At 71.7% G+C, this 24256-nt stretch carries 19 protein-coding genes; 14 read left to right on the forward strand and 5 right to left on the reverse strand.

Going from position 1 to position 24256, the window contains the following annotated elements:
- The first annotated feature begins 37 nt into the window (after window positions 1-37).
- The 8 genes from cysS to Pma05_RS13795 all read left to right on the forward strand — a co-directional run bounded on the left by cysS (window position 38) and on the right by Pma05_RS13795 (window position 10241).
- Window positions 38-1459 (forward strand): cysteine--tRNA ligase, encoded by a 1422-nt coding sequence (gene cysS / locus Pma05_RS13760; protein WP_203857778.1) that lies wholly within the window; start codon window positions 38-40, stop codon window positions 1457-1459.
- Window positions 1459-2637 (forward strand): 23S rRNA (guanosine(2251)-2'-O)-methyltransferase RlmB, encoded by a 1179-nt coding sequence (gene rlmB / locus Pma05_RS13765; RefSeq protein ID WP_203857779.1) that lies wholly within the window; start codon window positions 1459-1461, stop codon window positions 2635-2637. The genes cysS and rlmB overlap by 1 nt, the downstream gene beginning before the upstream one ends.
- A gap of 369 nt (window positions 2638-3006) precedes the next feature.
- Window positions 3007-5811 carry an Hsp70 family protein gene (locus tag Pma05_RS13770; RefSeq protein WP_203857780.1) on the forward strand — a complete coding sequence of 935 codons (2805 nt, stop codon included), beginning with the start codon at window positions 3007-3009 and terminating at the stop codon, window positions 5809-5811.
- 177 nt (window positions 5812-5988) lie between these two features.
- Window positions 5989-7485 carry an ATP-binding protein gene (locus tag Pma05_RS13775; protein WP_203857781.1) on the forward strand — a complete coding sequence of 499 codons (1497 nt, stop codon included), beginning with the start codon at window positions 5989-5991 and terminating at the stop codon, window positions 7483-7485.
- 29 nt (window positions 7486-7514) lie between these two features.
- On the forward strand, window positions 7515-7919 hold the full coding sequence (locus tag Pma05_RS13780) for a roadblock/LC7 domain-containing protein (RefSeq protein WP_203857782.1): 405 nt from the start codon (window positions 7515-7517) through the stop codon (window positions 7917-7919).
- A gap of 54 nt (window positions 7920-7973) precedes the next feature.
- The gene (locus Pma05_RS13785) at window positions 7974-8345 is read left to right on the forward strand and encodes a DUF742 domain-containing protein (protein WP_203857783.1); all 372 of its coding nucleotides are present in this window, start codon (window positions 7974-7976) and stop codon (window positions 8343-8345) included.
- Window positions 8326-8970 carry a GTP-binding protein gene (locus Pma05_RS13790; RefSeq protein WP_203857784.1) on the forward strand — a complete coding sequence of 215 codons (645 nt, stop codon included), beginning with the start codon at window positions 8326-8328 and terminating at the stop codon, window positions 8968-8970. Before Pma05_RS13785 ends, Pma05_RS13790 begins: the two co-directional genes overlap by 20 nt.
- Complete coding sequence (locus Pma05_RS13795) at window positions 8967-10241, forward strand: cytochrome P450 family protein (RefSeq protein ID WP_203857785.1); 1275 nt, start codon at window positions 8967-8969, stop codon at window positions 10239-10241. The genes Pma05_RS13790 and Pma05_RS13795 overlap by 4 nt, the downstream gene beginning before the upstream one ends.
- Window positions 10242-10351: 110 nt before the next feature.
- On the opposite strand, the gene Pma05_RS13800 is transcribed toward Pma05_RS13795, so the two are convergent.
- Genes Pma05_RS13800 through Pma05_RS13820 form a run of 5 tightly spaced genes read right to left on the reverse strand, consistent with a single transcriptional unit; the run spans window position 10352 to window position 15433 of the window.
- Complete coding sequence (locus tag Pma05_RS13800; RefSeq protein WP_203857786.1) at window positions 10352-10984, reverse strand: hypothetical protein; 633 nt, start codon at window positions 10982-10984, stop codon at window positions 10352-10354.
- Complete coding sequence (locus Pma05_RS13805) at window positions 10981-11886, reverse strand: carbohydrate ABC transporter permease (protein WP_203857787.1); 906 nt, start codon at window positions 11884-11886, stop codon at window positions 10981-10983. The genes Pma05_RS13800 and Pma05_RS13805 overlap by 4 nt, the downstream gene beginning before the upstream one ends.
- Complete coding sequence (locus tag Pma05_RS13810) at window positions 11886-12869, reverse strand: carbohydrate ABC transporter permease (protein ID WP_203857788.1); 984 nt, start codon at window positions 12867-12869, stop codon at window positions 11886-11888. Before Pma05_RS13810 ends, Pma05_RS13805 begins: the two co-directional genes overlap by 1 nt.
- 37 nt (window positions 12870-12906) lie before the next feature.
- A complete protein-coding gene (locus Pma05_RS13815) occupies window positions 12907-14250 on the reverse strand; it encodes an ABC transporter substrate-binding protein (RefSeq protein ID WP_203857789.1) in 1344 nt (447 codons plus the stop codon).
- 19 nt (window positions 14251-14269) lie between these two features.
- Window positions 14270-15433, reverse strand: coding sequence for a LacI family DNA-binding transcriptional regulator (locus tag Pma05_RS13820; RefSeq protein ID WP_203857790.1), 1164 nt, complete (start codon window positions 15431-15433; stop codon window positions 14270-14272).
- A 241-nt stretch (window positions 15434-15674) separates the two neighbouring features.
- On the opposite strand from Pma05_RS13820, the gene Pma05_RS13825 reads away from it, so the two are divergent.
- The 6 genes from Pma05_RS13825 (at window position 15675) to Pma05_RS13850 (ending at window position 24231) form a co-directional block, all read left to right on the forward strand.
- A complete protein-coding gene (locus tag Pma05_RS13825) occupies window positions 15675-17003 on the forward strand; it encodes a Gfo/Idh/MocA family protein (protein WP_203857791.1) in 1329 nt (442 codons plus the stop codon).
- Window positions 17004-17020: 17 nt separating this feature from the next.
- Entirely contained in the window at window positions 17021-18457 is a 1437-nt protein-coding gene (gene uxaC, locus Pma05_RS13830) for a glucuronate isomerase (RefSeq protein WP_203857792.1), read from the forward strand.
- 126 nt (window positions 18458-18583) lie between these two features.
- Window positions 18584-19894 carry an enolase C-terminal domain-like protein gene (locus Pma05_RS13835; protein WP_203857793.1) on the forward strand — a complete coding sequence of 437 codons (1311 nt, stop codon included), beginning with the start codon at window positions 18584-18586 and terminating at the stop codon, window positions 19892-19894.
- Window positions 19885-21390 (forward strand): mannitol dehydrogenase family protein, encoded by a 1506-nt coding sequence (locus Pma05_RS13840; RefSeq protein WP_203857794.1) that lies wholly within the window; start codon window positions 19885-19887, stop codon window positions 21388-21390. The genes Pma05_RS13835 and Pma05_RS13840 overlap by 10 nt, the downstream gene beginning before the upstream one ends.
- Window positions 21387-22616, forward strand: coding sequence for a Gfo/Idh/MocA family protein (locus tag Pma05_RS13845; RefSeq protein ID WP_203857795.1), 1230 nt, complete (start codon window positions 21387-21389; stop codon window positions 22614-22616). Before Pma05_RS13840 ends, Pma05_RS13845 begins: the two co-directional genes overlap by 4 nt.
- 253 nt (window positions 22617-22869) lie before the next feature.
- On the forward strand, window positions 22870-24231 hold the full coding sequence (locus Pma05_RS13850) for a pectate lyase family protein (RefSeq protein ID WP_372441471.1): 1362 nt from the start codon (window positions 22870-22872) through the stop codon (window positions 24229-24231).
- Window positions 24232-24256: the final 25 nt, after the last annotated feature.

Below are 24256 nucleotides of genomic sequence, written 5' to 3' on the forward strand. Positions count from 1 at the left end.
GTGAGCCCCGACAGACATCGGTCGGTACCCTTGTACGGTGACGCTACGCCTGTATGACACCGCCACCCGATCGGTGCGGGACTTCGTCCCCATGCACGCCGGCAGGGTGGGGATCTACCTGTGTGGCCTCACCGTCCAGTCTTCGCCGCACATCGGCCACCTCCGGGGTGGGGTCAACTACGACGTGCTGCGGCGCTGGCTGCTGCGCGGCGGCTTCCAGGTGGACTTCATCCGCAACATCACCGACGTCGACGACAAGATCCTGACCAAGGCGGTCGAGCAGGACCGACCGTTCTGGTCGATCGCGTACGCCAACGAGGTGCTGCTCGGCGCCGCATATCGCAGCCTCAACGTGCTCCCGCCGACGTACGAGCCGAGGGCGACCGGGCACATCCCGGAGATGCACGAGCTGATCAAGAAGCTGATCGCCGACGGGCACGCCTACGTGGCCGAGGACGGCTCGGGCGACGTCTGGTTCGACGTCCGGTCCTACCGGGAATACGGCGACCTGTCCGGGCAGCGGCCGGAGGCGACCCAGACCCAGATCGCCGGGGAGGCGGCCGAGCGGGGCAAGCGGGACGCCAACGACTTCGCGCTCTGGAAGGGCGTCAAGCCGGGCGAGCCGGCGGACGCGGCCTGGCCGTCGCCGTGGGGGCCGGGTCGGCCCGGCTGGCACATCGAGTGCTCGGCGATGTGCTGGCGCTACCTCGGCGCCGAGTTCGACATCCATGGTGGCGGGCTCGACCTGACCTTTCCGCACCACGAGAACGAGCAGGCCCAGTCCCGGGCCGCCGGCCTGCCCTTCGTCCGGTACTGGGTGCACCACGGGCTGCTCAACCTCGGCGAGGCCAAGATGAGCAAGTCGCTGGGCAACGTGGTCGACCTCGACCACGTCGCCTCGATCGGGATCCGCCCGGTCGAGCTGCGCTACTACCTGGTCGCCCCGCACTACCGGTCCCGGATCGACTATTCCGCCGAGTCGCTGCGCGATTCCGCGGTGGCGTACCGCCGGGTCGAGGGCTTCGTGCGGCGGGCCGTGGAACGGGTCGGCGTCGGCCCGCTCGGCGAGCTGCCGGTCGAGTTCGGCGCGGCCCTGGACGACGACCTCAATACCTCGGCTGCGGTCGCGGTACTGCACGACACGGTCCGGGACGGCCAGATCGCGCTGGCTGGCGGCGACGACGCCGGCACCCGGGCGGCGCTCGGGGTGGTCCGGGCGATGCTCGACGTACTTGGACTCGACCCCCTCGACGCGGCCTGGAGCACGAACGGGCAGGATGGTGAGCTGCGGTCCGTGGTCGACTCGCTGGTGGCGCTGGCTCTGGAGCAGCGGGCACAGGCCCGCAGCCGCAAGGACTGGGCCGCCGCCGACTCGGTACGGGACCAGCTCAAACACGCGGGCGTGGTGGTCGAGGACACCCCGCACGGGCCGCGTTGGACGATCGGAGAACAGGACTGATGCCCGGAAACTCGCCACGAAGAGGGCGTCGGGTCAGCGCCAAGAAGGGCTCCACCACGGGCTCCGGCGGCAAGAACCGGGATGCCCTCAAGGGCCGGGGCAAGACGCTGCCGGCCGACGAGCGCCCCTGGCACAAGGCATACTCCGGCACCGAGCAGTTGCCGCAGCGCACCGCGTGGAAGCAGGCGAAGGAGCGCCGGGCCGCCGCCGAGGAGGGCCGGGCACCGAAGATCGGCGTACCGGGGAGCAAGGACACCACCTGGGGTGCCGGTGGCGCCGGTACCAAGAAGGGCGGCCGGAAGTCAGCCACCGCCGGGCGGGGCGCGGTCAGCGCCGGGCGGGGCGCGGCCAGCGCCGGGCGTACCGGTGGAAAGCCGGCTCCGCGGCCGGGTGGGCCCCGGGTCGCGCCGGGTCGCCGCTCCGCTCCCGGTCGGGATGCGGCCGAGCTGCTGGTCGGGCGCAACCCGGTGGTGGAGGCGCTCCGGTCGCAGGTACCGGCCACCGCGCTCTACGTCGCGCAGGGCATCGACATCGACGACCGGGTGAACGAGGCGGTCCGGACGGCCGCCGACCGGGGCATCGCGATCCTGGAGGTCAGCCGGGCCGAGTTGGACCGGATGACCGGCGGGGTGCTGCACCAGGGCATCGGTGTGCAGGTGCCGCCGTTCGCCTACGAACCCTACGAGGACATGCTCGCGGTGGCGCTGGAGCAGCCCTCCCCGCTGCTGGTCGCACTCGACGGCATCACCGACCCGCGCAATCTCGGCGCGGTGATCCGCTCGGCGGCGGCGTTCGGCGCGCAGGGCGTCTTCGTACCCGAGCGGCGGGCCGCCGGGATCACCGCGACCGCCTGGCGGACCAGCGCCGGCGCGGCGGCCCGGGTGCCGGTCAGTCAGGTGACCAACCTCACCCGGGCGCTCAAGCTCGCCCAGCAGGAGGGGTTCCTGGTGGTCGGGCTGGACGCCGACGGCGAGACCGACCTGTACGACCTGGAGGCGGCGATCGGCCCGCTGGTGGTGGTGGTCGGCTCCGAGGGGCGCGGGTTGTCCCGACTGGTCGGCGCCACCTGTGACCTGCGGGTCAGCATCCCGATGGTCTCCGAGGTCGAGTCGCTCAACGCCAGCGTGGCGGCGGCGGTGGCGCTCGCCGAGGTCTCCCGGCGCCGCCTGGCAGCCTGACCCGGCGCGGTCGGGCCGATCGAGCCACCTGTCGGGCCGGTCGAGCCGCGCTGTCGGGCCCGCCTGACCCGCGCCGTCTGGCTTCCTGGGACGGCGTGGGCCTGGCCACTCGGCCTACGTCCTTGGCGGCCTGACCCGGCGTCTGCCTGGGGAGCGGACCGCAGGGACATTCCGCTGCGCGCACTGACGAGCCGGTCGCGGTGCTGCTTCCGCTCCGCCGCCAGCGGCAGGAAGGTCAGCCAGAGCCAGTCGAGCTGCCCCGCCTGCGCGCCCACCGCGAGCTGCGGTCCCCGGCGCCGGTCGCCGGTCGCCGGTGTCCCCGTAACATGCAGGGCCGGGCAACCCCTCGCCCTTCGGAGGAGTCGGTTCATGGCAGGTCAGGACGGAGGCTACGGGCTCGGCGTCGACCTCGGGACCTCGCACACCGTGGCGGTGCTGCGCTGGCCCGACGGCCGGACCAGGCCGCTGCTCTTCGACGGGCAGCCGATCCTGCCGTCCGGCGTCTTCCTCGACAGCGCCGGTCGGCCGCACGTCGGGCGGGACGCCCAGCGGCTGGCCCAGGCCGACCCGGCCCGCTACGAGCCGAACCCGAAGCGACGGATCGACGAGCCGGCCGTACTCCTCGGTGACCGGGAGATTGCCACGGTCGACCTGCTGGCCAGCGTGCTCGGCGCGGTGGCTGGCGCGGCGGTGGAGGCGGTCGGGTTCCTGCCGCCGGCCGTACTCAGCTATCCGGCGAGTTGGGGAGCCCGTCGCCGGGACACCCTCGCCGCCGCCGTCGCCCAGGCGGGCTGGCCGCCGGTGCCGGCCGGCGGCGACACGGCGAACCGGCCTCCCGGTGCCGATCCGGCGACCCGAGCGGCCGGCGGCACGCTGCTGGTGCCGGAGCCGGTCGCCGCCGCCCGCTACTTCGCCGACGTGCTGCGCCGGCCGGTACCGGTCCGGTCCGCGCTGGCGGTCTTCGACTTCGGCGGTGGCACCCTGGACATCGCGGTGGTCCGGAACGAGGGTACCGACGAGACCGGCCGGGCCCGGTTCGTGGTGGTCGGCTCGGGCGGCGTCGCCGACCTCGGCGGGCTCGACCTCGACTCGGCGCTGGTCGAGCACCTCGGCGGGGTACTCCGGACCGCGCACGGGCCGATCTGGGAGCAGCTCAGCCGCCCGGCCACGGCCAGTCAGTGGCGCAGCCGCCGGCAGTTCTGGGACGACGTACGCGGAGCCAAGGAGATGCTGTCCCGGGCCGCGACCGCGCCGGTTCCGGTGCCCGGCGTCGAGCAGGCGCTGCACCTGACCCGGGACGAGTTGGAGAGCGTGGTCGGCCCGCTGCTGCGCCGAGGGGTCTTCGAGGCCGCGTCGGTGATCGCCAACAGCCGGCTCGGCGTCGACCAGCTCGCCGGGTTGTTCCTGGTCGGCGGCTCGTCGCGGGTCCCGCTGGTGGCCCGGATGCTGCACGCCGACCTCGGCATCGCGCCGACCGTACTCGAACAGCCGGAGTTGCCGGTCGCGGAGGGTGCGCTCGCCGAACTGGCGGCCACGACCGCCGGCGCGGACGCCGGGGTGCCGACCAGCCCGGCCGCCGCCGGCAGCGTCGCGGTGCCGGGACAGACCGGGGGGTACGAGGCCGGGGCCGTCGCACCACCCGCCCAGGTCGCTGTCGGCGGCTATCCGCCGGCCCCCGCCAGCTATCCCGGACAGCCGGGTCAGCCGGTCCCGCCGGGCAGTCCGGCGCCGTTCGGAGCCGGCGGGCCGGGCCAGCCGGCCGGGCCGGCACGCCCGGCCGGCGGCACCGCACCGGCGGGGCTGGCCGGCCTGGTACGCCGCCGGGCGGTCTGGATCGGCGCCGGGGCGCTGGTCGCGCTGGTTGGTGTGGTCGCCGCGACGCTGCTCTACCTGACCCGGGACCCCTATCCCGGCCTCGACTTCGCCCCGTTCCGGGAGGTCGACCGGATCGCCACCCAGGAGGAGAACCCGTCCGAGTTCTTCACCGCCACCGCCGGCCAGCGGGCGTATGCCGGCTACCAGCGGGCCGACCGGCGGCTGGACATCGCGGTGCTCGACGCCGAGTCGGCGAAGGTCGACCGGTGGATCACCACGAAGACCGGTGCCGAGGGGTGGCACTGGATCCAGGCGCTGCCGGACGTGCTGCTGGCCAAGACAGAGGGCATCGGCAGTGCTACCCCGGTCGACCTCATCGCCCTCGACCCGTCCAATGGCAGGCAGTTGTGGAGCCGGCAGGTCCGGGGCGACGACACGTTCTACTTCTTCGACGAGTACGTCGTGGTGCTCGACGAGACCGCCCACACGTTGATCGGGATCAACGCCCGTACCGGCAAGGGTTGGACCCAGCCGAGCCCGAAGGGCGAGTACGCCAGCGACTCCGCGGTCTATCCGGTGCGGACCGCCCGGGAGGTGGGCGGCGCCACTGAGCCGGACGGCGTCGCGGCGCTGCCGAACAGCGGTACCGAGCCGCGACTCGTGCAGATCGGCGCGGACGACTCGATCCGGGTCGTCGACGTGACCAACGGCAAGATACTCAAGTCCCGCCCCGACGCCGCCGACACCGACGCCAAGGTGCTGGCGTACGAGGGTCAGCTCTTCGTCGCGCCGACGACCGACGGCTACGGCCTGGCCCGGTACGACCTGGAGACCCTCGCCGCGCCGACGAACATCTACAACGCGGACAAGAGTCGCCGGCCGACCGCCCTGGAGCCCTGCGGCGCGAAGCAGGTCTGCCTGCTGGAGACCGCCGGCTCGGGCACCGAGACCACCACCGAGCTGGTGGCGGTCCGGACCGACCAGAGCGGCAGCCAGCAGGCGGCATGGCGGAAGAAGGTACCGCCGACGCAGAGCCTGCTGCCGGTCGGCGAGGGTGCCCTGGTCCAGATGGGCTCCAGCAACCCGGCGGCGAAACTCTTCTCCGCCGACGGGGACGAGAAGCTGAGCCGGGACGGGGTCGCCGTCCGGGTGGACGGCGGAAACCTGCTGGTCTTCGCCGAGCAACCGAATCAGTACAACCAGGACGTCAGCGTCGCCGGGGTGGTCGCCGAGTCCGGAAAGCTGACCGAACTCGGCCAACTCAAGCAGGTCGTCGGCGCTTCCTGCTCCTGGAACACCTCGGTCATCGTCTGCGGCGCCCGCTCCGAGTTCCTCGTCGCCCGCTTCACCACCGGATAGCCCGAGCCGGGTCGGCGTCCGACGCGGCGGCCACCACCTCGGCGCTTCCGGGCAGCGACAACTGTCCAGTCAGGTGGGCGGTGACCCCGATCTGATCGGGTACGATCCTCATCCACCACGTGCCTGAACTGCGGTTTGGGGCTCCGTCCTGCCCGGATCTTCCGCTCGAAGGTGATCATGACACCTCTGCTCTCGTCCGGTCGTCCCTCGCCCGGGGGCCGCTCGGTGTGGTCGGCCGCCTTCCTGCTCACCGCCCTGGCCGGTACGGCGGCGGTGGGCGCCGCGCTGCTCGGCACCGACCCGCCGGGGTTGGCGGTCACGGTGCTGGCGGCGGTGGCTGCCGGGCTGGCCCTGGTGCTGCTGGCGGTGCTCCGGCGCCGGCAACGGGCCGCCCGGGCGGCGTTCGACGAGCGCGAGCGGGAGTTCGAGCGGCAGGTACAGGGCTACCAGCACCAGTTGGCGGAGCGCGAGACGCAGTGGCGGGACCGGGCCGAGGCCCGCTCGGCGGCGGTGGACGACGCCCTCGAACACCTGCTCCGGGTCCGGCTCCCGGCGGTGCTGGCAGGGGCGCCGGTGCCGCCCGCCGCAGGTGACCCGCTACTGGCCGACCGGGCGGCCGGTCTGGTGGACGGGATCCTCGCCGAGGCGACCGGCGCGCTGAAGGGGTCGGACGAGCGCGAGGAGTCGTTGCGGCTCGCGGTGGTGGCGCTCTCCCGGCGGGTACAGACGGCGGCGCACTCCATCCAGGAGCAGGTCTCGCTGATGGCCGAACGGCACCAGCACGACCCGGACGTGGTGGAGTCCAGCATGCGGGTCGACCACGCCGCCGCGCAGCAGGCCCGGCACGCCCAGAGCCTCGCCGTGCTCTGTGCGGAGTGGCCGGGGCAGCAGTGGCAGGAGCCACTGGCCATGGTGGACGTGGTACGTGCCGCCTCGGCCCGGATCCTGGCGTACCAGCGGATCGAGGTCTCCGGCGACCAGGACGTGGCGGTCGCCGCCGAGGTGGTGGAGCCGGTCATCCACCTGGTGGCGGAGCTGCTGGCCAATGCCACCCAGTCGTCGCCGCCGGCCACCACCGTTCCGGTGACGGTACGGCGGGTGCAACGCGGTGCGGTGATCGAGATCGACGACGGCGGCATCGGGATGGACGACCACCGGCTGGAGCAGGCCCGGGAGACGGTCTCCGGGCGCCGCCCGGTCGGGCTCGGCGAACTGGGCGAGATTCCGCAGACCGGGCTCGCCGTCGTCGGCCACTACGTACGCCGGCACGGTTTCCGGGCGGACCTGAGCGAGTCCCCGTACGGTGGGCTGCGGGCCGTGGTGCTGATCCCGTCGAAGGTCGTGGAGACGGTGGAGCCGCCGGAGGCGGTGCTGATGCGCCCGCCACCGGCGGTGGTGACCGAGCCGCCGGCCGTACGACCGGAACCGGGACCGAGGCCGGTCGAGGCGGAACCGGCCGATCCGGCGGTCGGGGTGACCCTGCCCCGTCGGCGGTCCCGCCGGGGCGAGACCGTGTCGGCCGCCCCGGAAGCGGCGGAACCGGTCGCCGCCGAGCTGGCGGAGCCGGCGGCGGTGTCCTCGGAGCCGACGCCGGAGCAGGCCGGCTCCTGGATGGGCGCCTTCATCGAGGGCGGCCGGACCGGTGGTGAACCGGATCCGGAGGGCTCTCGCTGACCGCCGACAACCACGGAGGAAGACGAACGATGAGCGCGAAGCAAGACCAGAACTGGATGCTGGCCGAGGTGGTCTCGGTGCCGTACGTCCGGCACGCCGTGGTGCTCTCCGCCGACGGTCTGGCGATGGTCCGGTCCGAGCACACCGAGCAGGACGTCGCCGACCGGCTGGCGGCAGCCTGTTCCGGGTTGCAGTCGCTCGGCCGGAGCGTGGGCCGGGAGTTCGGGTCCGACGGGCGGTCCCTTCGTTCGCTGCTGATCGAGTTCGACGGCGGATACCTCTTCGTCCGGCGGGCCGGGGACGGCTCGCACCTGGCGGTGGTGACCGAACCGGCCGTCGATCCGGCACTCATCGCCCAGCAGATGCAGGCCCAGGTCAACAAGATCGGTGAACGTAACCTCGCCACCACGGCCCGGCACGGCGCCGGGGCATGATCGGGCGCGGCGAGGTCAGGCCAGGACAGGACAGACCGGACCCGGGGAGCGTGGATGACCCCTCCTGACGACCGGAGCCGCGAATACCGCGACTCGGCGCTGCGGCCGTACGTGCTGACGAAGGGGCGGGCCCGCCCGTCGCGTAACACGATCAGTGTCGACACGCTGCTGATCGCGACCGATCCGGCGCCTCCGCTGCCGATCTCGGCCGGTCGTCAGGAACGTGCCCTGCTGGCGATGTGCCGGGGACTGCTCTCCCTGGTCGAGGTCGCCGCCCGGCTGGAGTTGCCGGTCAGTGTCGTACGCGTGCTCGCCAGCGACCTGGTCGACTCCGGCCACCTGACCGCGCGGGCCGGAAGTCCCCGCTCCGCGCAGCTTCCCCGGGAACTACTGCAAGAGGTGCTGAATGGTCTCCGTGCGCTCTGACGGCTACCTGCCCGGGACAGTGACCAAGTCGGTGAAGATCCTGGTGGTCGGCAGCTTCGGGGTCGGCAAGACCACCCTGATCGGCGCGGTCAGCGAGATCAGCCCGCTGCGTACCGAGGAGATCGTCACCCAGGTCAGCGAGGGGGTGGACGACCTCGCCGGGGTCGACGACAAGCGCACCACCACCGTGGCGATGGACTTCGGCCGGATCACCCTCGACGACACCCTGGCGCTGTACCTCTTCGGCACCCCGGGGCAGCGGCGGTTCTGGGACCTGTGGGAGGGGCTCGCCGAGGGCGCCGCCGGGGTCCTGGTGCTGGTCGACACCCGGCCCGGTCGGCTGGAGGCGAGCTTCGAGGTCTTCGACCAGTTGGAGATCGGCACCGAGCTGCCGTTCGTGGTGGCGGTCAACCACTTCCCGGACACGGTGCCGCACTCCGCCGACGAGCTGCGTACCGCCCTGGACCTGCTGCCGGATACGCCGGTCCTGGACTGCGACGCCCGGGACCGCGGCTCCGCGCTGGCCGCGTTGACGACCCTCGTCCAGTACGCCGTCGACACCTCGGCCACCGGGCCGGCTGACGCCCCGCAGCACCTTCCCGTCTCCCAGGAAATGGTCTCGTGACAACCTCTGCCGCGATCGAGAGCCCCGCCGCCCGCAAGCCGCTGGCCGAGCTGACCGGACTGATGCCGCTGGCCGCCACCACCGCCTGCCCCGACCCGCAGCACGTCTTCGCCCGGCTCCGGGCCGAGCACGGCCCGGTCGCCCCGGTGGAGTTGGAGCCGGGTGTGCACGCCTGGCTGGTCATGGGCTATCCGGAGATCCTCACGGTCACCCGGCAGGAGCAGGTCTACTCCTGCGACCCGGACGACTGGGCGGCGCACCACGACGGCAGCCTGCCGGCGGACTCGCTGCTGCGCCCGATGATGTCGCCGTACGACAACGCCTTCTTCGTCAACGGCGAGCGGCACCGCCGGCTGCGGGCCCCGATCTCCGGTGGGATGGCCGAGATCGACCAGCGGGCGATGCGCCGGTCGGTCGCCGCGCTCTGTACCGACGTGATCGGTTCGTTCGCCGGCCGGGGCGAGGCGGACCTGGTCGCCGACTACGCGGCGATCGTCCCGGTACTGGCCGTCGCGGACCGGTTCGGCCTGGACGCCGTGCAGAGCCACGAACTCCAGGCCGGGCTGGCCGCGATGTTCGCCTGGGGCGCCGACGCGCTGGCCGCCCGGGAGAAGGTCATGAAGATCCTCGCCGACGTCGTGGCGGCCCGCCGGGCGACCCCGTCGGCCGACCTGACCACATATCTGGCCCAGCACCCGAACCTGCGGGGCGACGCCGAGGTCTACGACACCATGGTGTTGATGCTGGTCGCGGCGAACGAGAACACCATGAGCTGCATCGCCCAGACGCTGCGGCTGATGCTCACCGACGAGCGGTTCGCCGGACGGCTCCGGGGCGGCCGGCTCGGCGTGGACGACGCCATCGACGAGGTGCTGTGGCGGGACCCGCCGATGACGAACGCACCGGCCCGGTACGCGCTGCGCGACACCGAACTCGCCGGGCAGCCGGTACGGCGCGGCGACGCGATGATCCTCGGGCTGACCGCCGCCAACGCGGACCCCCGGATCCACCCCACCGGTGAGCCGTGGCGGGAGGTCGGCAACCGGGCGCACCTCTCCTGGGGTGCCGGCCCGCACGCCTGCCCGGCGCAGATCCCGGCCCGGCTGATCGTGCGTACCGCCGTCGAGACCGCACTGCACCTGCTGCCCGGGGTACGGCTGGCCATCCCGGCCGAGGAGTTGCAGGCGGTCCCCTCCCCGTGGGGGCGTACCCCGAAGTCGATCCCGGTGCGGTTCACGCCGGTCCGGCACACCGCCGACGGAGAGTCCTGACCAGCCGTTCCGGGTGCACGCCGATGCGCGGGGCGGAGGCGGTGGCAATTCGGCGTCCACTGTAGAGGGCGGGCGCGGGGCAGAGCTGGCTATCCGGCGTCCCCTGTGGATTACGGCGCGCCGGCCAGCCGGCGGGTGGTGGCGTGCAGCCCGAAGAGGGTGTAGCCGACCAGGATCGGGGTCAGCGGCGGCAGCACGAGCACGCAGAGCAGGGTCGCCAGCGCGACGGTGCCGGCGGTGCCGAGCAGGATCACCGGACGGTCCCGCCCGGTCTGCGCCGCCGCCCGGAGCGCGTCCCGCCAGCCCTGGCCGCCCCGCTGGCCGAGGCGTACCACGGTCAGCCCGGCGAAGCCGCCGGCCGCCACCGCCAGCGCGGCGGTGACCAGCACCAGCACCGCGCCGCCGGGTACGACGCCCCGGGTCAGCGCCAGCAGGTTCACCGCGAGTACGACCCCGGCGACCCCGGCCAGCACGGTCGGCAGGATGCCGGGCAGCACCGCGCGACGGAAGTCCCGCAACACCGGGCGTACCCCCGGCCAGTTCCCGGTCTCGATCCAGTGGTGCAGCGCGGCGCTGCCGGTGGCGACCGCGGCTCCCGCGGTGACCACCGGCAGCGAGGCGAGCGCGACGACGATGCCGAGCAGCGCCAGGTCACTGGCGGTGCGGAGCGTCTCCCGCCAGTCCGGCCGGGCCGCCGCCGGCAGCGGCTCCTCCGGCCAGTTCGGGGCGGGTGGCGGGGTCATCCCTTGAGCCCGCTGGTGTTGATGCCCTCGACCAGCATCCGCTGGAAGGCGATGAAGAAGAGGAACACCGGCAGCAGCGAGAGCAGCGACATCGCGAACATCGGGCCGACCGCGCTCTGGCTGGTCGAGTCGATGAACAGGGTCAGCGCCACCGGGACCGTGTAGTCCTCCAGGTCGGAGAGGTAGACCAACTGCCGGAAGAAGTCGTTCCAGGTCCAGATGAACGAGAAGATCGCCGTGGTGACCAGCGCCGGCCGGCTCAGCGGCAGGATGACGTGCCGGAAGATGCCGTACGAGGTGGCGCCGTCGATCTTGGCTGCCTCGTCCAGTTCGCGCGGGATGCCTCGCATGAACTGCACCATCAGGAAGACGAAGAACGCCTCGGTGGCGAGGAACTGCGGCAACACCAGCGGCAGGTACGGCCAGGCGGCCCCGACCATCCCGGTCTTCTGGAACAGGATGTACTGCGGCACGATCAGCACGTGCCCGGGGAGCAGCAGCGTACCGATCATGACGGCGAACCAGAGCCCGCGCAGCCGGAACCGCAGCCGCGCGAAGGCGTACGCGGCGAGCAGGCACGAAACGCCGTTGCCGACCACGGTGAGCAGGCTGACCACCGCGCTGTTCAGGAAGAACCGGCCGAAGTTGACGTCGAAGTTGGTCCAGCCGTCGGCGAAGTTGCCCGGGGTGAACTCCCGAGGCAGCAGCCCGATGTTGCTGACGATCTCTTCCTGCGACTTGAACGAGGTGCCGACCATCCAGAACAGCGGATAGAGCACCACCGCGAGGATCGCGACCAGGATCAGCAGCCGGACCGCCTGCCGGCCGGCACCGCTCGGGCGGCGGCGGGTGGCGGCCGGCGTACCGCCGGGCCGGGGCAGGGTCGGAGTCTGGGCGACCATCAGTTTCCGTCTCCGTCCGAGTAGTGCACCCAGAACCGGCCGGTGCTGAAGAAGACCACCGTGATCAGGGCGATCGCGACCAGGAAGACCCAGGCCATCGCGGAGGCGTAGCCCATCTCCAGCTCGGTGAAGCCGGTGATGTAGAGGTTCAGCGTGTACATCAGGGTCGAGTCGACCGGGCCGCCGGTGCCGTTGCTGAGCACGAACGCCGAGGTGAAGCCCTGGAAACCGTTGATCGTCTCCAGTACCAGGTTGAAGAAGATCACCGGGGAGAGCATCGGCAGCGTGATGTTGACGAACTGCCGGAGCTTGCCGGCGCCGTCGACCGCCGCCGCCTCGTACAGCTCGGTCGGCACCTGCTTCAGCCCGGCCAGGAAGATCACCATCGGTGCGCCGAACTGCCAGATGGCGAGCACCATCAGGGTCTCCAGGGACCACTCCGGGTCGTTGACCCACGGCTTGCCCTGGATGCCGAAGAGGCTCAGGAACGAGTTGAACGCGCCGTCCCGGTTGAACATGCTGACCCAGACGATGGCCAGCGCCACGCTGCCGCCGAGCAGCGACGGCAGATAGAACAGACCCCGGAACAGCCCGACTCCGCGCCAGGCACGGTTGAGCAGCAGCGCGACCCCGAGCGCCGCGGCCAGTTTCAGGGGTACGGCGATCAGCCCGAACGACAACGTCACCTGCACCGCGTGCCAGTACGACGGGTCGGCGGTGAACATCCGCTCGTAGTTCGCCAGCCCCACCCACTCGACGTCGGAGAGGTCGGTCAGGATGTCGTAGTTGGTGAAGCTGAGATAGAGCGACAGCAGCATGGGTATCGCCGTGACGGCCATCAGGCCGAGCAGCCAGGGCGACAGGAAGACGTAACCGGCCAGACCCTCGCCGTGCCGGGTCCGTCCGGGCCTCCGCGACTTGGCGGAGGCCCGGACGGTTTCCCTGGCCGGCGGAGTCGGGTTGGGCGCCGTGGTCAACGCCACGAGCCAACTCCTCTCCGAACGTGTGACCGCGCAGCGGCTAGGCGATCGCTGCCTTGGCGGCCTCGTAGTAGGCGGCCGCGGCCTGGGCCGGGGTCTGCCGCCCGTACTGGACCTCCTCGGCGAACTTGATCAGCTCCGACCGGACCTTGCTGTGCCCCTTCAGCGGTACCTGCGGGGACGGGCCGAACTTGGCGCCGAGTTCGTTCTCGACCTGGATCGACTGCTTCATCGCCGGGTCGGTCACCGAGTCGCTGACCGTCTTGCGTACGTCCAGGTTGGACGGCAGGCCACGGTCGGTACCGAGAATCTTGCCGGCCTCCGGGTCGTTGGCCAGGAAGTTGATCACGTCCACCGCGACGTCGGCCTTCTTGGTCTTGCCGAACACCGAGAAGTACATCGAGGCCCGGGCCCACTGCGCGCTCGGGTCACCCGGGTACGCGATGACGCCCAGCTCGTCCTTGGTGTTCTTCTTCAGCTCCGGCATCTGGTTGGCCCAGACGAACGACGTACCCGCCTTGCCGGTCACCACGAGCTGCTTGGTGATGTCGGTGGCGTTGCCCTCGTGGATCACGTCCGGCGTGGGAGTGGCCCCCTGGTCGCGGGCGCCCTTCCACAGCTCGAACCACTTGGTCAGGTCGTCGGCGGTGAAGCCGAGTTCCTTGCCCTTGTAGAGATCCTTGCCCTGCTGGCGCAGCCAGACCCAGAGCGCCTTGTAGTCGGCGCTCGGGTCCATCGTGCCGGGAACCTTGGTGACCTTGCTGGCGTTCGCCGCCCAGGCGATGAACGCCTCCCAGGTCATCCCGGTGGTCGGCTCCGGCAGGCTGTGCTTCTGGAGCAGCGACTTGTTGTAGACCAGGCCCTGGGTGTTCTCCCCGAACGCGACCCCGGCGAGCTTGCCGTCCACCACGCCGTACTGCCAGAGGCTCTCCGGGAACTTGGAGACGTCGAGCTTGCCGTCGTCCTTGTGCTTGGTCAGGTCGAGCGTGGTACTCCGGGACGCGTACTCGGTGAGGTAGTTGTCGTCGATCTGGAAGATGTCCGGCGCGTCGCCGCCGGCGGTCAACGTGGCGAGCTTGTCGAAGTAGCCCTGGTTGGCCTGCCAGGTCTTCTTGAACGTCACGTTGGGGTGCTTGGCGGTGTAGAGCGCCAGGGCCTCCTCGGTGAGCTTTGCGCGCGCCTCCCCGCCCCACCAGAAGATCGAGAGTTCGACCTTGGCGTTCGGGTCGGTGCTCGCCTCGTCGTCGCCGCCGCAGGCGGTGGCGCCGAGGACGAGGGGAAGGGCGACCATCGCGGCGGTGATCCGGAGCAGGCCTCGACGGTGCAGGGTACGGTGGCTACGCGCGGCAGGCGCGTTCGCCGTCGGGGGTGTGGCGGGGTGCATTTTCGCTCACTCCTTGGCGTTAGGAGGCGACACTTTCGGGGGTGGCCGCGGTCGCGCCGCCCGGGGCCGGATGGCCGTGCGGGCCCGGGCGAGCAGGAGATGCCGCGCCCGGGCGGTCGGCTGTTGCCGCCGTTCCGGGCCGGTCGGCCGAAGCCGCCGGACCGACGCCCGTCGAGTCGCGGATGACCAACTCGGTCTGCAGGCTTACCTGTGCGGTGGTGCGACGGTCGTCGGCGGTACTGGTCCGTCCGCCGCCGCGCCCGGCGCGTGCGGTGGAGGAACCGTCGTGTTGCAGGAGCATGTCGACGGCCGTCCGGCCGGCGGCCGCGGTTGGCGTGGCCACCGTCGTCAATTTGGGCCGGGTGAGCCGGCTCAGCGCGATGTCGTCGATCCCGACGACGCTGATGTCCTGGGGCACCCGTAGCCCGAGCGAGTCCAGCCCTTCCATCAGGCCGATCGCCATCAGGTCGTTGTAGGCGAGCACGGCGGTGGCGCCGGTCCGGCGGACCTGTTCGGCCATGGCGATGCCGCCGCCCTCGGTGGGCGGGTTGGGCCCGAGCACGGTCAGGGAGGCGTCCGCGGCCCGGGCGGCGGCGGTGGCCGCCCGGCGGATCTCCCGGTTGGTCCACGAGCCGCGCGGCCCGCCGAGCAGGGCGAGTTCGCGGTGTCCGAGCCCGGTCAGGTGTTCGACGGCGAGCCGGGCGCCCTGGCCGACGTCCATCACCACGGCCGGCAGGCCGGTGACCTGGCGGTTGATCACGACCAGCGGCACCTCGCGGCTGAGCTGCTCGATCAGGCTGTTGCTCATCCGTGGGCTGCACAGCAGCACGCCGTCGACCTGCTTGGCCAGGGCGTGCACCAGGTCCTCCTCGGCCGCCGGGTCCTCATTCGTGTCGGCGATGAAGATGTGGTAGTCGCGCTGCCGGGCCTGGCTCTCCGCCGCCTTGATCAGCGGCGGGAAGAACGGGTTGGCGATGTCGGCGATGATCAGGCCGATGTTGTGGGTGCGCCCGGTGATCAGTGCCCGGGCGGCCCGGTTGGGCCGGTAGCCGAGGTGTTCGGCGCAGGCCAGCACCCGGTTCCGGGTCTCCGGGTTGACCAGGTGTGGGGCCGAGAACGTCCGCGAGACGGTGGAGATGTGCACCCCGGAGGCCCGCGCGACGTCTCGAATGGTGGCTGGCACGCGAGTCCTCTCTGTGGCTGCCGGTGTGTCTGCCGTCACTTGGTTGGCCAATTAATGCAAACGGTTGCTCAGGTGTCAACGGTGCTTGGTTACGGCTCTGTTGCGGTACGCAGCGATGGGAGCACTCCCATAGTTACAAATTTGGATAAAGGCCGCAGCTTTGCTACGGGTCGTTGACGGCCGCCCGGCGTGCGTGGTTACTTCTCCTGCAAACCTTTGCAGCCAACGGAGGCGAGCTGGGATGTCGGTTACCCCGGGAAGGCAGCGCTTCGCCCTGGTCGGTACGGGCGCGCGCGCGGAGATGTTCGTCCGAGCACTGGTGCTGGACCACCCGAACACGGCCGAGCTCGTCGCCTTCGCCGACGTCAACCCGGCCCGGATGAACGCGCACAACGGCTGGCTCGCGGAACTCGACTTCGACCCGGTGCCGACGTACCTGGCCAGCGAGTTCTCCTCCATGCTGGAGAAGGAACGGGTCGACGTGGTCCTGGTGACCACTGTGGACCGGACGCACGACGACTACATCGTCGCGGCGCTGCGGGCCGGGTGTGACGTGATCACCGAGAAGCCGATGACCACCGACGTGGTCCGGTGCGAGCGGATCCTGCGTACCGTTACGGAAACCGGCCGGAAAGTTTCGGTCGCCTTCAACTATCGCTACAACCCATTGCACGAGAAGGTCCGGGAGGTACTCGCCGAGGGCGCCATCGGCGAGATCGGCTCCGTGCACTTCGAGTGGCTGCTCGACGTACGCCACGGTGCCGACTACTTCCGGCGCTGGCACCGGGACAAGGCCAACTCCGGCGGGCTGATGGTGCACAAGGCGAGTCACCACTTCGACCTGGTCAACTGGTGGCTGGACGCGAGGCCGGTGCAGGTCTACGCCTCCGGCCGGCTCTTCTTCTACGGCGACGTGGCCGGCAAGCGGCACGGCTACGCCCGGCCGTACGACCGGGCGCACGGCTCGCCGGCCGCCGCGGACGACCCGTTCGCGCTGCACCTGGCCGACCACCCGAGGCTGCGGGCGCTCTACCTGGAGGCGGAGGTCGAGGACGGCTACCACCGCGACCAGAACGTCTTCGCGCCCGGGGTGACCATCGAGGACGACATGGCGGTGCTGGCGCGGTACGACAGCGGTGCCACCATGACCTACCACCTGACCGCGTACGCGCCCTGGGAGGGTTACCGGGTGATGTTCAACGGCAGCCGGGGGCGGCTCGAACTCGAGGTGGTGGAGAGCGACTTCGTCAGCCCGCAGGCGGCCGGCGAGCTGAAGGGTGCCGCGCTGCACGGCGTACAGGCGGCCGTGGAGGAGGGCTGGGCGAAGATCACCGTGCGGCCGTTCTGGGAGCAGCCCCGGGAGGTACCGGTCTCCGGCTACACGCGTACCGGACACGGCGGCGCGGACGCCCGGATGACCGCGGTGCTCTTCGGCCGCCACACCGACCCGATGGACCGGGCCGCCACCGCCCGGGACGGCGCGCTCGCCCTGCTCACCGGCCTGGCCGCGAACCGATCCTTCGAAACCGGGCAGCCGGTACGCGTCGCCGAGCTGCTCACCATCCCCTGATCGCGAGGAGCCAGCCCGTGTCCGCACCATCCGACCGGCCCGACCTGCTGTTCCCGTCCGAGCCCAGCCAGCGGGCGATCGCCCGCGAGCTGTACGCGCTGGTCCGGGACCGGCCGCTGATCTCGCCGCACGGGCACGTGGACCCGGGCATCCTCGCCGACGACCTCGCATTCCCCGACCCGGCGCGGCTGATCATCGTGCCGGACCACTACCTGACCCGGATGCTGCTCAGCCAGGGGGTCACCCCGGCCGAGCTGGGCGTACCGGCGGTGGACGGCGAGCCGGTGGAGACGGACGGGCGGACCATCTGGCGGCGGTTCGCGGCGCACTGGCACCTGTTCCGGGGTACCCCGAGCCGGCTCTGGCTGGAGGAGACCTTCCGGAACGTCTTCGGAATCGAGACCCGACTCTCCGCGGGCACCGCCGACGAGATCTACGACGCGATCTCGGCGCAGCTCGGCCAGCCGGAGTTCCGGCCTCGGGCACTCTTCGACCGCTTCAACATCGAGGTACTGGCCACCACCGAGTCGCCGCTCGACGAGCTGGGCCGGCACGCCAAGCTCGCCGCCGACGGCTGGGGCGGGCCGGGTGGCCGGGTGATCACCACCTTCCGGCCGGACAACGTCGTCGACATGGAGTTCGACGGCTGGGCCGAGAACGTCGTACGGCTCGGCGAGATCGCCGGGGAGGACACCGGCCGGTACCCCGGCTATCTTGCCGCGCTGCGCGGGCGCCGCCAGGCGTTCATCGCCGCCGGGGCGACCTCCAGCGACCACGGCCACCCGACCGCGCTGACCCTGCGGCTGGGTGAGGCCGAGGCGAGCACCCTCTACGAGCGCGGCCTGCGCGGCGAGGCGACCGCCGAGGACGCCGAGGCGTTCCGGGCGCACATGCTGGTCGAGTTCGCCAAGATGTCCATCGAGGACGGTCTGGTGATGCAGCTCCACCCCGGCTCGGTACGCAACCACAACAGGTGGCTCTACGCCAGACACGGTCGGGACGTCGGCGGCGACATTCCGCAGGCCACCGAATACCTGCACGCGCTCACCCCGCTGCTGGACGCGTACGGCAACGATCCCCGGTTGCGGGTGGTGGTCTACACGCTGGACGAGTACACCTTCACCCGGGAACTGGCCCCGCTGGCCGGCGGTTACGCGGCGCTCTACCTCGGCGCGCCCTGGTGGTTCCTGGACTCGCCGGAGGTGCTGCGCCGGTTCCGCGAGGCGGTCACCGAGACCGCCGGCTTCTACAACACCGCCGGTTTCGTCGACGACACCCGGGCGTTCTGCTCGATCCCGGTACGCCACGACGTGGCCCGGCGGATCGACGCCGGATTCCTGGCCCGGCTCGTCGCCGAGGACCGGCTGCCGCTGGACGAGGCGGCCGAGACCATCGTCGACCTCGCCTACCACCTGCCCAAGAAGGTCTTCAAGCTCGGGAGCACTGACCGGTGAGCGCGAGGAATGAGCGAGCGAAGCGAATGAGTCCCGCAGTCGGGAACGAAAGGCAAGCCCGGTGAGCGCGAGGAATGAGCGAGCGAAGCGAGTGAGTCCCGCAGTCGTGAACGGAAGGCAAGCACAGTGACGGTCACCATCACCGGCGTCGACGTGCACGACGTGCGGTTTCCGACGGCGGCGGCCGGGGACGGCTCGGACGCGATCAACCGGGGCGACTACTCGGCGACCTACGTCGAGTTGCGCACCGACGCGCCGGACGGGGTCTTCGGGGCCGGGTTCACCTTCACCAACGGCCGGGGCAACGAACTGACCTGTGCGGCGGTCCGGGCCCTGGCCCACCACGTCGTCGGCAGGTCCGTCGACGGCATCGCCGCCGAGCCGGTGGCGTTCTGGCGGTCGCTCAGCGCCGACGTGCAACTGCGCTGGCTGGGGCCGGAGAAGGGCGTCATCCACATGGCGACCGGCGCGCTGGTCAACGCGGTCTGGGACCTGCGAGCCAAGCTGGCGGGCAAGCCGTTGTGGCGGCTGCTCGCCGAGATGCCGAGCGAGGAACTGGTCCGCAACGTCGACTTCCACCACATCGTCGACGCGATCAACCCGGCCGAGGCGGTCGCCATCCTGGACAAGGGACAGGTCGGGCTGGCGGACCGGCTCGCCGAGTTGGAACGGGACGGTTTTCCCTCCTACACCACCTCGGTCGGCTGGCTCGGCTATCCGGACGACAAGGTCCGGGCGCTGACCCGGGAGGCGTACGCCCAGGGGTGGCGGGCGATGAAGATGAAGGTCGGCGGGCCGGTGGACGACGACGTACGCCGGGCGCGGATCATCCGCGAGGAGATCGGTCCGGACGCGCTGCTGATGATGGACGCCAACCAGGTCTGGGACGTGGACGAGGCGATCGCCAACATGGCGAGACTGGTGGAGTTCGACCCGTACTGGATCGAGGAGCCGACGCACGCCGACGACGTACTCGGGCACGCCCGGATCGCCGAGGCGGTGACCGGGCTCTCCGGCGGGCGCTGTCGGGTCGCCACCGGTGAGGTGGCGGCGAACCGGGTCATCTTCAAGCAGCTCATGCAGGCCGAGGCGATCCGGGTCTGCCAGATCGACGCCTGCCGGATCGGCGGGGTCAACGAGGTGCTCTCGGTGATGCTGATGGCGGCGAAGTTCGGCGTGCCGATCTGCCCGCACGCCGGCGGCGTCGGCCTCTGTGAATACGTGCAACACCTGGCGATTTTCGACTATCTGCGGGTCGGCACCTCGCTGGACGGCCGGATGGTCGAGTACGTCGACCACCTGCACGAGCACTTCGTCGACCCGGTACGCACCCGCGAGGGCCGCTACCTGCTGCCGGAAAATCCCGGTTACAGCGCCACGATGAAGCCCGACTCGATCGCCGAGTACTCCTTCCCGGACGGGCCGGTATGGGCGTGACCGTCGGCGCGTCCCGGCTCGGCCTCGGCACGCTGCGCCGGCTGCCGGCGTCGAGCCGCCCGCTGGTCCGGCCCGGTGCCGTACCGGCCGGGATCGTGCACCTCGGGCTGGGCGCGTTCCACCGGGCCCACCAGGCGGTCTACACCGAGGAGGCGCTTGCGGCGGCCGGTGGCGACTGGGGCATCGTCGGGGTGGCACCGCGCAGCACCGACGTGGTGACCACGCTCGCCGCCCAGGACTGCCTGTTCAGCGTGACCAGCACCTCCGGGGCGGGCAACCAGACCCGGGTGGTCGGGGCGCTCGCCGAGGTCCGGCACGCGGCCAGCGACCCGGCGGCGATCGTCGCGCTGCTGGCCGACCCGGCGATCCGGGTGGTCACGCTGACGGTGACCGAGAAGGCGTACCAGCTCGACCCGGCGACCGGCCGGCTCCGGCCGGACGAGGCGGTGCTGGCCGACCTGACCACCGACCGGCCGCCGCAGACCGTGCCGGGCCTGCTGGTCCGGGGCCTGCTCACCCGGGCGGTCCGCGAGGCCGGGCCGATCGCGGTGGTGAGCTGCGACAATCTGCCGTCGAACGGGGTCCGGCTGCACAGCCTGGTCGGCCAGGCGCTGCGACTGGTCAGCGCGGGCGCGGGCGGCCGGTCCGAGCGGATCGCCGACTGGCTGCGCGAGAACGTCAGCTTCCCGGGCACCATGGTGGACCGGATCGTGCCGGCGAGTACCCCGCAGACCCTGGCCGACGCGGAGGCGGCGCTCGGGGTCAGCGACCTGGCGGCGGTGGCCGCCGAGCCGTACCGGCAGTGGGTGATCGAGGACCGGTTCCCGGGCGGGCGACCGGCCTGGGAGCGGGCCGGGGCGGTACTGACCGACGACGCCGGCCCGTGGGAGCGGCTCAAGCTGCGGGCGCTGAACGGCGTGCACTCGGCGACCGCGTACCTCGGCGCGCTGGCCGGCCGAGAGACGATCGCGGAGGCGCTGGAGATCCCGCACCTGACCGGGGTGCTGCGTCGGCTGATCGCCGAGGACGTGGCGAGCAGCTTCACCCCGCCGGACGGGGTCTCGGTGGTCGACTATGGCGAGGAGGTGCTGGAGCGGTTCGCCAACCCGGTGATCCGGCACCGCACCATCCAGATCGCCATGGACGGCTCGCAGAAGCTGCCGCAGCGGGTACTGCACACCATCGCGGACCTGCGCGCGGCCGGCGCCCGGCCCCGGTGGGCGGCCCTGGTGGTGGCGGCCTGGATGCGCTTCGCCCAGGGCCGGGCCGACGACGGTACGCCGCTGCCGCTGGACGACCCGCTCGCCGACCGGATCCGGGCGGCCCTGGCCGCCGGCAAGGACTCCCCGGCCGGTGCGGTGGAGGCGCTGTTCGGGTTGACCGAGGTCTTCCCGGCGGAACTCGCCACCGACGACGAGGTACGCGACCTGGTCATCGAGTGGCTGACCGCGCTGGACCGGCACGGGGTGGAGAAGACGTTGGCGGGTGTCGTATGACAACGGTCGGTGCGCCGCCGAGGGTGGCGCTGGTCGGGGCGAGCGGGCACGGACTGTGGCACCGCCGGTACCTCGCCCCGCTGCACGACGCCGGGAAGCTGGAGCTGGTCGCCCTGGTCGACGTACGCCCGGTGGAGGCGGCACCGGACGCGCCGGTTCCGCCCGGGACGGGGGTCTTCACCGACCATCGGGAGATGCTCGCGGCAACCCGGCCGGACGTGGTGGTGGTCTGCACCCCGCCGCACACCCACCTGCCGATCGCGCTGGACGCGATCCGGGCCGGCGCCGACCTGCTGCTGGAGAAGCCGCCGGTGCTCTCGCTGGCCGAGCATCGCACCCTGGCCGCCGCGCTGGCCGAGGCGGGTCGGGTGGCCCAGATCGGGTTCCAGGCGCTCGGCTCGACGGCCCTGCGCGAGCTGACCTCGGCGGTGGCCGGCGGCCGGCTGGGCCGGGTCACCGGGATCTCCACGGTGGCCTCCTGGCAACGCACCGACGGCTACTACGCCCGGGCACCCTGGGCGGGTCGGCGCAGCCTCGACGGGCGGCCGGCGCTGGACGGCGTACTCGTGAATCCGCTGGCCCACGCGGTGATGCAGTGCCTGGCGGTGGCCGGCGCGGCGGTGACGGCCGGCGCGGTCGCACCGCTAACCACAGTGGACGGTACGCCGCCGGACTGGCCGGCGCAGGTCGAGCTGGAGCGCTACCGGACTCGGCCGATCGAGGTGGACGACACCGCCGCGCTGCGGGCGACCCTCGGCTGCGGCCTGCCGGTGCTTGCGGCGGTGACGCTCGCCGGGGAGGAGTTCATCGCCGGTGAGGTGATCGTGCACGGCACGGCCGGCCGGGCGGTGCTGGAATACACCACGGACCGGCTGACGCTGCCCGGTGACCCGGGGTCACGCGAGGTGCCGGGCCGGGTGAACCTGCTGGAGAACCTGCTGGCGCACCGGGCCGACCCCGGGGTGCCGCTGATCGCGCCGCTTGCCCGGACGGCGGCGTTCACCGCCCTGGTGCAGGCGATCTCGGCCGCTCCGGAACCGGAGCTGGTCGGCGGCGAGCGGGTGGTGGCGACCGGTGCCGGGCCGGACCGGGTACTGACGATCCGGGGGGTCAACGCGGTGCTGCGCCGGGCGGCGGCCGAGGGCGCGCTGCTGTCGGAGTTGGGTGTGCCGTGGGCGGTGAAGCCGCACCGGGCGGCGGTGGAGAGGGAGGCGGGCGATGCGTGACGACCGGGCCCGCTGCGTGAAAACGTACGACAGGCTGCAAATCACGGGGACAACTGTCCGATAGAAATCGGACCGAATAGCCTCTACTCGGCATACGGCCGCCGAGCTAATCGATATTGTCTTTCTTCAATGCAAAATACCTGCAAACAGAACGCATTGACACTTTTAAGTGATCCTACCTACCGTTCAATAACAAGAGGATTTCGTAACCGTTACGAGATCCGGTAAACGGTAGACAGACGCGGAGAGTGGGATGCGATCGAGCAGGTTGACCGCAGCCATGGTCGGCAGTCTTCTCGCGGTCTCCGGCGCCCTGGTGGCGGCGCCCGCGACGGCCGGCACACACGGAAAAGACGGACTGTCCCGGGGAGCCCGCCTGCTGGGCCGGCAGGCGTTGCCGGCCGGTGACGGTTGGGCCGCGGCCGGCCCCGGCACCACCGGCGGTTCGGCGGCCACCCCGGAGCAGGTGCACGTGGTCGGGACCCGGACCGAGCTGGTGGACGCACTCGGTGGCGACAACGCCACCAACAGGAGCAACGCCACTCCGAAGATCATCTATGTCAAGGGGTCGGTCGACGGGTTCGAGGACGCCGACGGGCGGCTGCTGGACTGCGCCGACCTGGCCGACCCCGGGTACTCGCTGGACGCGTACCTGACGGCGTACGACCCGGTGAGCTGGGGGCGGGTGGCGCCGTCCGGGCCGCTGGAGGAGGCCCGGGTGCGGTCGGTGGCGAACCAGACCCGGCAGACCCAGATCAACGTCGGGCCGAACACCACCATCGTCGGGCTGCGCGGCGCCACCCTCGCCGGGTTGACCCTGATGGTGGACACCGCGAACAACGTCATCGTGCGCAACCTGACCTTCGCCGACGCCCGGGACTGTTTCCCGGCGTGGTCGCCGACGGACGGGGAGGCCGGCAACTGGAATTCCCAGTTCGACCTGATGTCGGTACGGCGCAGCGAGAACGTCTGGGTCGACCACAACACCTTCACCGACGGCGACAACCCGGACAGCGGGCTGCCGGTCTATTTCGGCCGGCCGTACATGGTGCACGACGGGTCGCTCGACATCACGCACACCGCCAGCCGGGTGACCGCCTCGTACAACCGGTTCGTGGCCCGGGACAAGGTGATGCTGATCGGCTCGTCGAACACCGTCGGCCCGGACGTCGGCCGGCTGAACGTCACGCTGCACCACAATCTCTTCGACGGCACCATGCAGCGGTTGCCCCGGGTGCGCTTCGGCCAGGTCGACATCTACAACAACGCCTACCAGCTCGCCGGTGACGGGTTCGGCTACGCGATCGGGATCGGCGTGCAGTCGGCGGTGCACGCCGAGAACAACCACTTCACGCTCGGCTCCGGCATCACCGCCGCCGAGCTGCTCTACGACTGGGGCGGCACGGTGCTCACCGAGCGGGGCAACTGGGTACGGGAGGGGCGGAAGCCGGCCCGGCCGGTGAGCCTGCTGGCCGCGTACAACGCCGAGCACGACCCCGACCTGGGCGGCGACGCCGGTTGGACGCCGACGCTCCGGGCCGGGCCGGTGCTGCCCGCTCCGCTCGTACCGCTGGTGGTGCAGGCCCTGGCCGGAGCCGGTCGGCTGCCGGTGTGACCCACCTGCCCGGTCGTCCCGCCGG

The sequence above is a fragment of the Plantactinospora mayteni genome (genome assembly GCF_016862935.1).
Taxonomy (GTDB): domain Bacteria; phylum Actinomycetota; class Actinomycetes; order Mycobacteriales; family Micromonosporaceae; genus Plantactinospora; species Plantactinospora mayteni.